This is a genomic window from Pedobacter sp. PLR (assembly GCF_026239675.1).
Classification (GTDB): domain Bacteria; phylum Bacteroidota; class Bacteroidia; order Sphingobacteriales; family Sphingobacteriaceae; genus Pedobacter.
Genome location: NZ_JAPIVQ010000006.1, coordinates 318,323 through 330,909 on the forward strand (window position 1 = coordinate 318,323; position 12,587 = coordinate 330,909).

General features: G+C 41.4%; 12 protein-coding genes. 7 read left to right on the forward strand and 5 right to left on the reverse strand.

Features of this window, described 5'->3' with window-relative positions; genetic code table 11:
* Position 1: 1 nt before the first annotated feature.
* The 4 genes from lpxA to OQX61_RS16740 all read right to left on the reverse strand — a co-directional run bounded on the left by lpxA (position 2) and on the right by OQX61_RS16740 (position 4,599).
* Positions 2-787, reverse strand: coding sequence for an acyl-ACP--UDP-N-acetylglucosamine O-acyltransferase (gene lpxA, locus OQX61_RS16725; protein ID WP_062546374.1), 786 nt, complete (start codon positions 785-787; stop codon positions 2-4).
* Positions 784-2,196, reverse strand: a complete 1,413-nt coding sequence (locus OQX61_RS16730; protein ID WP_265842938.1) for a bifunctional UDP-3-O-[3-hydroxymyristoyl] N-acetylglucosamine deacetylase/3-hydroxyacyl-ACP dehydratase — start codon at positions 2,194-2,196, stop codon at positions 784-786. The genes lpxA and OQX61_RS16730 overlap by 4 nt, the downstream gene beginning before the upstream one ends.
* Positions 2,196-3,269 carry a UDP-3-O-(3-hydroxymyristoyl)glucosamine N-acyltransferase gene (gene lpxD, locus OQX61_RS16735; protein WP_265842939.1) on the reverse strand — a complete coding sequence of 358 codons (1,074 nt, stop codon included), beginning with the start codon at positions 3,267-3,269 and terminating at the stop codon, positions 2,196-2,198. Before lpxD ends, OQX61_RS16730 begins: the two co-directional genes overlap by 1 nt.
* A 106-nt stretch (positions 3,270-3,375) precedes the next feature.
* On the reverse strand, positions 3,376-4,599 hold the full coding sequence (locus OQX61_RS16740; RefSeq protein ID WP_265842940.1) for an HD domain-containing protein: 1,224 nt from the start codon (positions 4,597-4,599) through the stop codon (positions 3,376-3,378).
* 106 nt (positions 4,600-4,705) lie between these two features.
* On the opposite strand from OQX61_RS16740, the gene OQX61_RS16745 reads away from it, so the two are divergent.
* The 7 genes from OQX61_RS16745 (at position 4,706) to OQX61_RS16775 (ending at position 11,518) form a co-directional block, all read left to right on the forward strand.
* Positions 4,706-6,262 carry a bifunctional response regulator/alkaline phosphatase family protein gene (locus OQX61_RS16745; RefSeq protein ID WP_265842941.1) on the forward strand — a complete coding sequence of 519 codons (1,557 nt, stop codon included), beginning with the start codon at positions 4,706-4,708 and terminating at the stop codon, positions 6,260-6,262.
* Between the two features lie 278 nt (positions 6,263-6,540).
* Positions 6,541-6,957 carry a tRNA (adenosine(37)-N6)-threonylcarbamoyltransferase complex ATPase subunit type 1 TsaE gene (tsaE, locus tag OQX61_RS16750; protein ID WP_265842942.1) on the forward strand — a complete coding sequence of 139 codons (417 nt, stop codon included), beginning with the start codon at positions 6,541-6,543 and terminating at the stop codon, positions 6,955-6,957.
* A 62-nt stretch (positions 6,958-7,019) separates the two neighbouring features.
* Positions 7,020-8,246, forward strand: coding sequence for an alanine dehydrogenase (locus OQX61_RS16755; RefSeq protein ID WP_265842943.1), 1,227 nt, complete (start codon positions 7,020-7,022; stop codon positions 8,244-8,246).
* A 3-nt stretch (positions 8,247-8,249) separates the two neighbouring features.
* Complete coding sequence (locus tag OQX61_RS16760) at positions 8,250-8,930, forward strand: M15 family metallopeptidase (RefSeq protein ID WP_265842944.1); 681 nt, start codon at positions 8,250-8,252, stop codon at positions 8,928-8,930.
* A 50-nt stretch (positions 8,931-8,980) separates the two neighbouring features.
* Positions 8,981-10,231 (forward strand): aspartyl protease family protein, encoded by a 1,251-nt coding sequence (locus tag OQX61_RS16765; RefSeq protein WP_265842945.1) that lies wholly within the window; start codon positions 8,981-8,983, stop codon positions 10,229-10,231.
* 60 nt (positions 10,232-10,291) lie between these two features.
* A complete protein-coding gene (locus OQX61_RS16770; protein WP_265842946.1) occupies positions 10,292-11,221 on the forward strand; it encodes a hypothetical protein in 930 nt (309 codons plus the stop codon).
* Between the two features lie 105 nt (positions 11,222-11,326).
* Positions 11,327-11,518, forward strand: a complete 192-nt coding sequence (locus OQX61_RS16775; RefSeq protein ID WP_008241764.1) for a cold-shock protein — start codon at positions 11,327-11,329, stop codon at positions 11,516-11,518.
* A 109-nt stretch (positions 11,519-11,627) separates the two neighbouring features.
* On the opposite strand, the gene OQX61_RS16780 is transcribed toward OQX61_RS16775, so the two are convergent.
* Positions 11,628-12,461 (reverse strand): glycerophosphodiester phosphodiesterase family protein, encoded by an 834-nt coding sequence (locus tag OQX61_RS16780; RefSeq protein ID WP_265842947.1) that lies wholly within the window; start codon positions 12,459-12,461, stop codon positions 11,628-11,630.
* Positions 12,462-12,587 lie beyond the last annotated feature (126 nt).

Consider the following 12,587-nt stretch of genomic DNA (forward strand, 5'->3'; position numbering starts at 1 on the left):
ATTAGCTACCAGAACCAAAGCCTTTCATCACACCTCTGTTCGAGTTTCTGATGAATTCTAAGATTTCGTCTCTGATTTCTGTAGGTGCGAATTCTGCTTCAATCATATCCAATGCTTTACTGACATTGTTATGCTTCACAAATAACACCCGATAAATTTCCTGAATTTCATTGATTTGTTCTGAAGAAAAACCTCTTCTCCTCAAACCAACAGAGTTGATTCCTGCATAAGAAAGTGGCTCACGAGCTGCTTTCACATATGGAGGAACGTCTTTTCTCACCAATGAACCACCGGTTACAAAGGCATGAGAACCAACTTTCACAAACTGATGAATCGCTACTAAACCGGCAAGAACCACATAATCACCGATGGTGATGTGCCCTGCAAGCGTTGTGCTGTTAGAGAAAATACAGTGATCACCAACCTCACAATCGTGAGCGATGTGAGAATACGCCTGAATCAAACAGTTGCTGCCGATGACAGTCTTCCATTTGTCTTTAGTACCTCTGTTAATGGTTACACACTCTCTGATCGTGGTATTATCACCGATCTCTGCAGTGGTAACTTCCCCTGCAAACTTCAAATCCTGAGGCACACCTGAGATCACAGATCCCGGAAATACCCGACAATTTTTACCAATTCTGGCGCCATCCATGATGACCACATTTGACCCGATCCAGGTACCTTCCCCAATTTCTACATCCTTGTGTATTACTGCAAAAGGCTCAATTACTACATTATCGGCAATTTTTGCCTGCGGATGTATATACGCTAAGGGTTGTATCATGATACGGTTTCGCTTTCTTTTACTTTAACAATTTGGGCCATCATCTCTGCTTCCACCACCACTTTTCCACCGACCATGCCAACACCCTTCATTTGAGCGATACCTCTTCTGATGGGCTCCATTAAGTCACATCTGAATACGATTGTATCACCCGGCGATACCTGAGCTCTAAAACGTACATTGTCAATTTTCAAAAACAACGTCAGGTAATTTCTTGGATCTTCAACGGTACTTAACACTAAAATACCTCCGGTTTGTGCCATTGCTTCGATCTGAATTACGCCCGGAAATACCGGTGCCCCAGGGAAGTGTCCTTTAAAGAACTCCTCATTCATCGTTACATTTTTAACACCAACCACGTGTGTTTTAGACAATTCCAGAATCTTATCGATAAACAGGAATGGCTGTCTGTGTGGCAGAATCTCCATAATCTGTACCACATCATATAGTGGTTTTACAGAAGGATCATAGATATGCTGTACTTTTTTATTTTTCTCTTTTTTAATGGCTGCTTTGATTTTCTTAGCAAAAGCCACATTGGCAGCATGTCCGGGACGTGCAGCCATGATATGACCTTTTAAGTGAACCCCTACCAGGGCAAGATCACCGATCATATCCAACAATTTATGTCTTGCAGGCTCATTCTGGTACCGCAATTCCATATTATTTAAGATGCCTTGAGGAGCGACTTCAATTGCGCTTCTGTTGAAGATTTTCGCAAGATGGTCTAACTCTTCTTTAGTTACTTCCTTGTCTACAATCACGATGGCATTGTTCAAATCTCCACCTTTAATCAGGTTGTTTTGAAGCTGGTATTCCAGTTCATGAAGGAAACAGAAGGTTCTACAAGAAGCAATTTCTTTTTTAAATTCTGCAATGCTGGATATACCGGCATGCTGACTTCCCAATACAGGAGAATTATAGTCGATCATACAAGTAAACCTGTAATCATCTAATGGCATCGCCACGATTTCGACCTTTCTATCCGGTTCCGTATAAGTAATGTTATGCGGAATCGAGAAATATTCGCGGTCTACGCTTTGTAACTGGGCACCAACACTTTCCAGTGCTTCCAGGAACATAATTGCGCTACCATCCATGATTGGCGTTTCAGGACCGTCCAGCTTAATCAGCACGTTATCAAGGTCCATCCCAACAAGAGAGGCCATTACGTGTTCTACTGTACTGATACTGGCACCGTTTTGAGAAATTGTAGTTCCTCTGGCAGTGTCTGTAACGTTGTCACAATCAGCATCCACAATCGGGCTTCCCGGTAAATCGGTTCTTTGAAATTTAAATCCGTGATTTTCTGGTGCCGGACAAAAAGTAAGCGTCACATTTGCTCCGGTATGCAGGCCTACGCCCGATACAGAAACTTCGCCTTTTATGGTTTTTTGCTTCACATTCATTATTTTGCTATTGTGCTGTTTTGTTCAATTAATGCTTTGAGTTCTGAGATAGTATTTTCTAATGCCACGATTCGTTTTTCAACGGTTGGCAGTTGTTTAAAGATCACTGAAGCCCTCATCCAGTCTCTTAAAGGCTGTGCAGGGCTCCCATGCCATTGTTTAAATTCGGTAGTGGTATTGAAGTTGATTCCTGCCTGAGCACCAATCTGAGTCCCTTTTGCAAGGCTCAGGTGACCGGCAATACCTACTTGTCCGCCAATAACCGAATTTTCGCCGATTTTTGTGCTTCCCGAGATACCGGTTTGTGCGGCAACAACAGTATGCGCGCCTACATCTACATTGTGCGCGATCTGAATCAAATTGTCTAGTTTCACTCCTTTTCTAATGAAAGTAGAGCCCATCGTAGCGCGGTCTACCGAAGTATTTGCACCAATCTCGACATCGTCTTCAATCACGACATTACCAATCTGTGCAATCTTCGAATATGTGCCATCCGGTTGTGGCGCAAAGCCAAAACCATCACTACCAATTACGGTATTTGCATGGATCACAATGTTATTTCCGAGTACAGAACGGTTGTATATTTTTACGCCGGGAAAAATCTGGCAGTTGGTTCCAATTTCAGTATCTGCTCCAACATATACCTGCGACTGGATCCTGGTATCTTCACCAATCACCACATTTTCGCTGATATAGCTAAAAGCTGCAATAAATACATTCTTGCCGATTTTTGCAGAAGGATGGATAAAACAAGGCTGCTCAATACCTGACTGGGTATTCATCTGATTCATCACCTCATTGTATTTCTCCAGCAAAACTGAAAACGCACTATAAGGATCAGCCACTTTAATCAAAGTGCTTTCAATAGGCTGAGATGGAGAAAAATCATTCCCTACGATGACTACAGAGGCCTTCGTTGAGTATAAATAGTTTTCATATTTTGGATTAGACAAAAAACATAAAGCCCCGGCAGCTCCATCTTCTATCTTAGAGAGTTCTGTTACCTTAGCATTTTCATCGCCTTCAATGGTGCCATCTATAAATTCGCTTATCTGCTTGGCAGTAAATTGCATCGTACAAAGTTAAGTGTTAAATTGATATGAACAAATAAACCTATTTAGGTTATTCCTTGCTCAATCTAAAAACGGGATTAAAAATTAATTATTTTGTTAAAAAATGCTAAATCATTCTGGGATAGCACAGTATGTGTTTGGTAACCGTCTTATCCAAAGATTCTAAATTAGATAAATCCGATGCTTTTGCAATGTCAATGGTGGTGTTATTTTTCAGCAGAATATTGATATTCCCGCTCCCTGCATTATAGGCGCGGTTTTCTATCTGATCTGTAAAGACGAAATAACCAACTTCCTCCAGGTTGAGTTGTAAGTTTTTGGTAGCTTTATCCTTCAGTTCCTGCACCCGTTTAGGATCCGGGGCCTCCGAGCTGATCTCTACCTTATATAAATTCCGACTGATAAACATTTGGCATAAACGTGATAAGATCGGGTCGGAATATTCCCTCCAAACCTTTACAGAAGTGACAATATCCTGATCGTCCAGCTTAAAAAATGCGTCTAAATGGCGCTCACTCTGAAAGAAATCTGCTTTATTGACATCATTTTTTAGGAAATGTTGTAATGCGGGCGAGGCAAAAAGCGTTTCACCCTTGCCGGAAATTTCCTTGGCGCGCTCCAGTATTCTGACCAGCAAATATTCTCCGGCAACCACTGTTTTATGGAGGTATACCTGCCAGTACATCAATCTTCTGGCAATCAGGAAGTTTTCAATGGAATAGATCCCTTTCTCTTCGATCACCAATTCGCCATCCAATACGTTGAACATTTTGATGATCCGGTCGAAACTGATTACCCCTTCACTCACCCCGGTAAAGAAACTGTCGCGGTTGAGGTAATCCATGCGGTCCAGGTCTAACTGTCCGGAAACCAGTTGTGGCAGGAATTTCTTTGGATAATCACCTTTAAAGATGTTGATTGCCATCGTTAAACGGCCTCCAAACTCCACATTTAGCTTTTCCATGATCAACATAGAAATGGCTTCATGATGAATGCCGTTAACTAACGTATGCTCCAGCGCGTGAGAAAAAGGCCCATGTCCGATGTCATGTAACAGAATGGCAATTGTGGCCGCTTCTTCTTCTTCCCTGCTGATTTCCTGCCCTTTACTTTTAAGGATTTCCAAAGCGAGGCTCATTAAATGCATTGCGCCCAGCGCATGATGAAACCTGGTGTGCAGGGCTCCCGGATACACCAAATGCGTCATCCCTAATTGCTTGATATACCTTAACCGCTGAAAATAAGGGTGTGAGATCAAGTCAAACACGATTTCAGAGGGGATATTTATGAAGCCATATACGGGGTCATTTATGATTTTCTTTTTGTTCAATCCTTACAAATAAAATTATACGGTACAAAAATTGCTATTTTTATCCATACTAAGAAAGAGAAATACTTTTTTGAAAGATTTAATTTTATTTTATATAAGTACAGCAATGCAGGAAACCAAAATTTTATGGGCCGACGATGAGATCAACTTATTAAAACCACATATACTATTACTAAACGAAAAAGGATACCATGTTACCACTTTTACCAACGGCAATGACGCGCTGGAAGCCTTTGGTAAAGAGCACTTTGACCTGGTATTCTTAGATGAAAATATGCCGGGATTAACCGGACTGGAGACCCTTACTGCCATCAAAAATATCAGAAATGATGTACCGGTGGTATTGATCACGAAAAGTGAAGAAGAAAACTTAATGGAAGACGCGATTGGCTCTAAAATCGACGATTATCTGATTAAGCCAGTGAACCCAAAACAAGTATTATTGACCATTAAAAAGATCATTGACAATAAGCGTTTAGTCAGCGAAAAGACATCTATGGCCTATCAGCAAGATTTCCGCAGACTAGGTATGACGTTGAATGACAGGCTAAGTTATGAGGAATGGGTAGAGGTTTATAAAAAGCTTGTATTCTGGGAATTGGAGCTTGAAAAACTCGATGATCCACAGATGCATGAGATCCTGACGATGCAAAAATCAGAAGCCAATGCACAGTTCTCCAAGTTCATTGAAGACCATTATTTAGGTTGGGTGAATGGCAAAGAAAAAGCCCCTTTACTCTCCAATGAGCTGTTGAAAAAGAAAGCTTTTCCACTAATAAATGACAACAATGTTCCGGTGTTTTTCATTCTGATTGACAATTTACGTTATGACCAGTGGAAAATTATCAATCCGCTGATTACGGAGCATTTCCGTCTGGAGGAAGAGGATACGTATTCCAGTATTCTGCCAACGGCTACGCAATATGCGAGAAACTCGATTTTCTCAGGCCTGATGCCTCTGGAAATGGAGAAACGTTACCCTAAGTTATGGCAAAATGACGATGAAGAAGGTGGAAAAAACCTACATGAAAGCACTTTCCTGACTGAAAATCTCAAAAGAACACATAGAAAAGATTGTAAGCACAGTTACCATAAAATCCTGACTTACGATGATGGTAAGGCCTTGAACGAACAGGTAAACAACTTGCTTCAAAACGATTTTAATGCCATTGTATACAACTTTGTAGACATGTTATCTCATGCCCGTACGGATATGCAAATGATCCGTGAACTGGCCAATGATGATGCCGCCTACCGTTCACTTACCCTGTCCTGGTTTGAGCATTCTCCTTTGATGGAACTGCTGAAAAAACTGGCTCAGAAAAAGGTGAAATTAGTGATCACAACAGATCACGGAACGATCCGCGTAAAACATGCCAGCAAGGTAATCGGAGATCGGAATACAAACACGAATTTACGTTACAAACAAGGTAGAAACCTGAATTACAATGCCAAAGAGGTGTTTTTAATTAAGAATCCACATGAAGCCCAGTTGCCTAAAATCAACATCAGCTCTAACTATATTTTTGCTAAAGAGGACCGTTATTTCGTTTATCAGAACAACTACAATCAGTTCGTAAACTACTATAATGAGACTTTCCAGCATGGCGGAATTTCATTAGAAGAAATGATCATTCCGGTAGCTACTTACAGCTCCAAATAACCCGGTTATACCTAAATATTTAAAATGGTTAGTCTGCTAAATTTTTTCAGGTAGACTAGCCATTTTAGTTTCGGCTATAGCGGCCTTAAGCAAGCCTTACCGGAGCGTTGGCGGGGCCTTGCCGGGGCCGGAAGCCAGTTTACGGCGGAACAACGAAGATACAAGGACCCGATTTCCGACAATATGCCTGCAACACGACCATCATTCTAGCTCCATTTTGTATCTGGTTCCTATAATTTTACTAATTTTGAGCGCTTATAAAAAACAATCTTATTCCAATGAACATTGAGGTTAAAAATATAGCAGGTCTGGATCAGGCGGCTCAAAAAGTGCTTGAATTTGCTGAAAATGAGCGCTTCTTCATCTTTGAGGGGGAAATGGGTGCTGGAAAAACAACCTTCATCAAAGCGCTGGCAAAAGCATTAGGCGTCACAGATGTGGTATCCAGTCCTACATTTTCCATTGTCAATGAATATGAAGGCAAGGGCCGTATCATTTACCATTTCGATTTTTACAGGATCAAAGACCTACAGGAAGCTTTTGATATTGGCTATGAAGAATATTTTTATTCGGAGCATATCTGCCTGATAGAATGGCCGGAAAAAGTAGAAGAATTACTACCCGAACATTATATTAAAATCGAAATCACTGCCCCTGCAGAAACGGAAAGATTACTGTCAATTTCCAGAATTTAAATACTAAATGCACTTATTTTCAGGTATTTTGCTTATTTTGAGATCAAATATCTATAAATAAAATGGCTACAGGATTACGGGAAGGAATGGCCTCTATTGCTCAAAAAGGACTGCTACAGCCCAAAGAGACCATGTCAGAAATCAACAAAAAAACCAATAGTCTATATATTGGCATTCCAAAAGAGATTTCATTTCAGGAGAACAGGATCGCACTGACCCCATTGTCTGTTGCCTTGCTGATCAATAACGGCCATCGCGTCATTGTCGAAAGTGGTGCAGGAACCGGAGCGAATTTCTCTGACAATGATTATAGTGAACAAGGTGCCACTATTTCTTTTCATAAGAAAAGTGTATTTGAGGCGGATATCCTTGTCAAGATTGCGCCACCAACGCTGGAAGAGATTGCAATGATGCATAAAGGGCAAACGCTGATCTCGGCATTGCAAATGGGCGGACTGAAAGAAAGTTACCTGAAAGCTTTATTGAATAAAAAGATCAACGCACTCTGTTTTGAACATCTACGCGATGAAGGTGGCATTCTAAGTGTGGTTCGGGCAATGAGCGAAATTGTTGGCGCAACGTCAATTTTTATTGCCGCAGAATATCTGAGCTCCGCAACGGGCGGTAAAGGATTGATGCTTGGCGGATTTACCGGGGTGCCTCCAACAGAAGTTGTCATTTTAGGGGCAGGAACGGTCGGAGAATACGCCGCGCGTACGGCATTATCTCTGGGTGCGGAAGTGAAAGTGTTCGATAGCTCCCTCTATCGCCTCAGAAGGCTCCAAAACAACTTAGGGAGCAGGGTGTTCACTTCGGTGATGCAACCCATCGTTTTAAGTAAGGCAATTACCACCTGTGATGTGGTGATTGGTGCAATTCGTGCAAATCATGGCAGAAGCCCTTGTATTGTGATGGAAGAAATGGTGATGCGCATGAAACCTAATTCAGTAGTCATCGATGTGAGTATTGATCAGGGCGGCTGCTTCGAAACTTCTGAAGTGACCAACCACAGCAATCCCACATTTAGAAAACATGAGGTCATTCATTACTGCGTCCCGAACATTGCCTCTCGTGTACCAAGAACAGCTTCTTATGCGCTTACCAATATTTTTGCGCCAATCTTACTCGACATCGGCGACCTTGGTGGCCTAACCGGTGTGATCTGGAGTAAGCCGGGAATCAGAGAAGCATTGTATATATATCAGGGCCACCTGACTAATAAAGACCTTGCCAGTATGTTTAACCTCCCCTTTAAGGATATTGAACTTTTGGTGGTCTCCAATCAATAACAAATGATCCAATCCATTTCCCTGATATTACTAAGCGTTCTTTTTTTCCAAAACCCGGTAAAGGTTAAAAAACCCGGACCAATAAAGGTGGTCAGTAGTTTTTCCGCTTATGAAAAGGCTTATGAGCTCAATCCAAATCAGGAGCTGATGGAACTTAAAAAAGAAATTCCCGGCATCCAACTGGACATTCGCTACGCGACCAGTAATAATTTCATGAAGATCGCGGTGTATAAACAGGCTCGTGCTTTTGCAAGGAAACCGGTCGTGATGCAATTGAAAAAGGTGCAGGCGGTTTTAGCGAAGCAAGGCTATGCCTTAAAAATCTATGACGCTTACCGCCCTTACGCTGCCACCAAAACACTATATCTCAAAGCGGGGAATAAGAACTTCGTGGCCAATCCAAAAGTAGGGTCCCGACACAATAGAGGTTGCGCGATAGACCTTACGCTCATCCACCTGAAAACAGGAAAAGAGCTGGAAATGCCGACCCCTTACGACAGCTTTTCTCCTCTGGCAGCGGCAAATTATACTGCGCTTCCAAAGGCTGCGCTCAAAAACCGGAATCTGCTGATTCAGGTGATGCAGGGCCACGGCTTCAGAGTGATCTCCAATGAGTGGTGGCATTTTGACTTTCGGGGATGGCGGAATTACGACCTGCTGGACATTCCCTTTGAGATGTTATAATTTATTCTTAATCCCATTAAACCTGCGTACTAATTTATTAAATTAGTATTATGAAATCGTCTCGTTGCGCGACAAATCTGATTCGGTTAAAAACCCTGTTACTGCTACTTATCGTCACTTTGACTATACAAAACAACTATGCTCAGGATTTCGGGTTTCCAAATGACCGGAAGAAAGATGCCATCAATTTCATTCTGCTGAAAAATCTGGTTATTATTCCCGTTTATATCAATGAGAAAGGACCTTTTAACTTCATTTTAGACACGGGTGTTGGCCCGATGATTATTTCAGATCCCCGAATTGCCGACAGCTTAAAGATTAAGGACTTACGTACGATCAAGATTGCCGGCCTGGGTAAAGGTGATGAAATTGAAGCCTATGTTTCCAGTTCTGTCAACGCAAGGATTGGCAAAGCAAGCCTGGATCACATTCCCACTGCCATACTCAAAGAAGATCTATTTCGCTTATCCAGCTATCTGGGAATGCCCGTTCATGGATTATTAGGCTACCATTTTTTCAAAAGCTTCCTGGTGGAGCTTAAATATTCCGCTAAAAGAATGGTGTTTTACCTGCCTTCCTACACCCGGAAAATCAAGGGGGAACGGATTCCGCTGGAAATGATCAACGATAAACCCTATACAAAAATACAAGTCCAAACACCCGAACTTGGCACACAAATATTAAAAATGCTGGTCGACAATGGCGCCAGTCATGCAATATCGTTGGAAATCCTGGATAAGGCCCCTTTCCCGCTACCACCAATTAGTATTATAGCCAATCTTGGAATGGGACTGGGTGGCCCGATCAGCGGCCATATCGGTAGAACTCCTCAGGTAAAAATCGGATCTTTTCAATTGAACAATGTACTGACCGCTTATCCAAAATATGAGGAGGTTGCCGCAAAAATATTGCTCAATGACCGGAATGGAAACCTAGGCGCAGATATCCTGAGCCGTTTTGACATTACCTTTGATTACGCTGATAATGCCATGTATTTACGTAAAAACGGGAACTTTAACCGTCCCTTCCAGCATGATATGGCAGGAATGGAGGTTTATTCCGAAGACACCCAGCTTCAGCGCTACTTTATTGGCAGAATAGAGCCCGATTCTCCGGCAGAAGAAGCTGGATTACAAGCTGAAGACGAGATCGTATACCTCAATTTTATTCCTGCCACCAGCTATACTTTATCGGAGGTCAACAAGCTTTTCCGCGATGGCGATGATAAAACCGTCATTATAACCGTGTTGAGGAAGGGCGAAATCCGCATTCGGGTCATAAAACTGAAACAAAGAATATAAAATCTGTCGATTCTTATAACTTTGTCCCCGGAATTATTCCATTACCTTTATTTTCCCTGCATGTCCAAAAAGCTCATTTATATCTTATTAGCCGTCATTAGTATTTTTCTAAGCTGTAGCGCAGAAAAAAAAGAAGAAAAGAAAATGCAGCCGGGTCAACTGACTTTTGATTCAATAAAAGGCATTAAATACCATGAGGTAAAACGCCGTTTCAGTACCGGATTATCATTTAATGAGATCGGTTTCCAGCAAGAACCTAGTTGGATCATTCAGTTTAAATCCGATGACTCGATCATGGCATATAGTCCTCAAAAGAAGAGAATGCAGACCTTCTTTTTACAGTATGACCATGGTGATGTTTATAATTTCGCAAAAGAGTGGTTTAGAATCAAGAAGATCAGTAAGGATAGTGTTTTGATGCAACGTCTGCAGGTGATCAAAAGAGAGGTTATGAAAGATATCCGTTCGGATGTCAACATCACCTATTATTCGGAAGATTATATTCAAAATGTACTCAAAACTAGTCCGGAAGAATTGCAAAAACCATCCAGAGCAGATACAGCCTATATCCGGAAATTAACGGAAATCAGCAATCAAAAACCAGCAGATATTGACCTCGCATTCGGAGCACGGGAACCGGTAGTGTTTCGGCCATTGAGTAATATGATCAAGGTGAAAAAGATTGACGTTGTCGACCGGATTAACGGTCAAACAGAAGCCTATGATTACCTGTTTCCAAAGTACAGAATAGATATTTCACGTGCTTATGAAGACTTCGGTTATGACTTTAGCGTGATAGTGGATGCCAGTGGTAAAATGCACCTGGGCAAGTTCCGCACTTCAGCGCCTGAAAATTATGAACCGAGGAAAAAAACACTGGAAGCGATCATCAGTGTATACCTTCAAAACCTCTTAAAAATCCAGCCGGGTACTACCCTTGGCATCCCACATTCCAGCGAAATAAATCTGAGCGTTTCAGGGAGGAAATAAGGGGGATAAAAGCCTCAAAACTTACATTTATCAAAAAAAGAAGCCGCTGTGTATTATTAAAAATATTCCGTATCTTGCACACTTAATTTATTAATAAATAATACAATGCAAGAAGGAACAGTAAAATTTTTTAATGTAACTAAAGGTTTCGGATTCATCATTCCAGCTAACGGAGATAGCGAAATTTTTGTACATTCAACAGGCCTTATCGATGAAATTCGTGAAAACGACAAAGTTGAATACGATGTTGAAAGCGGTAAAAAAGGGTTGAATGCGATTAATGTTAAAGTAATCTAGATTATTAAAAACATAATTGTACAGCATCGCGAGCAATCGCGATGCTTTTTTGTTTAAAGCCGTTTTATTTCCTCGTTTGAAGCGGGATTAATTTTACACTTGACAGCGTTTATTTCCTTGATTGAAGAAGCTCAAACAGACGCTCAGGCTCATTGGTGGTGATGAACTCTATGTGCTGATCCAGGAGCCAGTTCATGTCTTCGATCGTGTTAACTGTCCAGGCGTTTAAAGTAAGTCCCAGCGCTTTTGATTTGCTAAACCAGTCTCCATTTTTATAGACCGAAAAATGATAGTCTGCGCCATCAAAACCAGATGCTTTTAGTTTTTCCAAAGGTGCATCTCCGTTGAGGTAAGCGAACTTTGCTCCGGATTGTAAAGCCAGAATTTCTTCCCCGATCGCGTAACTAAAACTGATGTAATCAACCCAGGGGGTTGCTCCTAGCTGATGCACCATAGCCACTGTCTTTCTCGTCATTTGAAGATCCCTTTCTCCGCTGATTTTAGCTGGCTTTAATTCCAGTATCAATCTTGTTCCCTTTTGTTTCATTCCGGCCTTTAAATAGGCTTCTAAAGTTGGGATTTGCTCTCCGTTACTCAGCTTTTTTTCGAGTAGCTGCACATAAGTCGAGCTGGCAATAGGTATTCCTAAAAAATCCGGGTCATGATTGACTACCAATATACTGTCGGAAGTCATATGTACATCAAATTCGGATCCATAACAGCCGAGTTTGATGGCTTCTTTTAAGGAGGCAATCGAGTTTTCAGGCAGGCCTTTCTTCTTCCAGGCGCCACGATGCGCGATCACTTGATTTTTATTCCAGCTTGTTGTCTTTTCCATCACAGGGGCTTTTAATCCGGTTGTTGGTTTTTCCCTCACAAAGGAAGTTATTCCGATTGTGGTAAATAACGCGGCCATCGTTATGGCGTAAATTGAATTGCTCATCTGATTATTGATTTGTATAAATCTTATGGAAAGTAAATTCCATAAAAAACATGACCCCAACGTTAATTTAATGCTATTATCTCTTTAATTTTATCAAAACCAATATTCATTAATTACCTTTAAGCA

What these genes read in the sequence shown, in the direction of transcription:
- OQX61_RS16730 (WP_265842938.1), bottom strand. Translation starts at nt 2,196, where the DNA reads ATGAATGTGAAGCAAAAAACCATAAAAGGCGAAGTTTCTGTATCGGGC.
- OQX61_RS16765 (WP_265842945.1), top strand. Translation starts at nt 8,981, where the DNA reads ATGAAATCGTCTCGTTGCGCGACAAATCTGATTCGGTTAAAAACCCTG.
- OQX61_RS16745 (WP_265842941.1), top strand. Translation starts at nt 4,706, where the DNA reads ATGCAGGAAACCAAAATTTTATGGGCCGACGATGAGATCAACTTATTA.
- tsaE (WP_265842942.1), top strand. Translation starts at nt 6,541, where the DNA reads ATGAACATTGAGGTTAAAAATATAGCAGGTCTGGATCAGGCGGCTCAA.
- OQX61_RS16775 (WP_008241764.1), top strand. Translation starts at nt 11,327, where the DNA reads ATGCAAGAAGGAACAGTAAAATTTTTTAATGTAACTAAAGGTTTCGGA.
- lpxD (WP_265842939.1), bottom strand. Translation starts at nt 3,269, where the DNA reads ATGCAATTTACTGCCAAGCAGATAAGCGAATTTATAGATGGCACCATT.
- lpxA (WP_062546374.1), bottom strand. Translation starts at nt 787, where the DNA reads ATGATACAACCCTTAGCGTATATACATCCGCAGGCAAAAATTGCCGAT.
- OQX61_RS16755 (WP_265842943.1), top strand. Translation starts at nt 7,020, where the DNA reads ATGGCTACAGGATTACGGGAAGGAATGGCCTCTATTGCTCAAAAAGGA.
- OQX61_RS16780 (WP_265842947.1), bottom strand. Translation starts at nt 12,461, where the DNA reads ATGAGCAATTCAATTTACGCCATAACGATGGCCGCGTTATTTACCACA.
- OQX61_RS16770 (WP_265842946.1), top strand. Translation starts at nt 10,292, where the DNA reads ATGTCCAAAAAGCTCATTTATATCTTATTAGCCGTCATTAGTATTTTT.
- OQX61_RS16760 (WP_265842944.1), top strand. Translation starts at nt 8,250, where the DNA reads ATGATCCAATCCATTTCCCTGATATTACTAAGCGTTCTTTTTTTCCAA.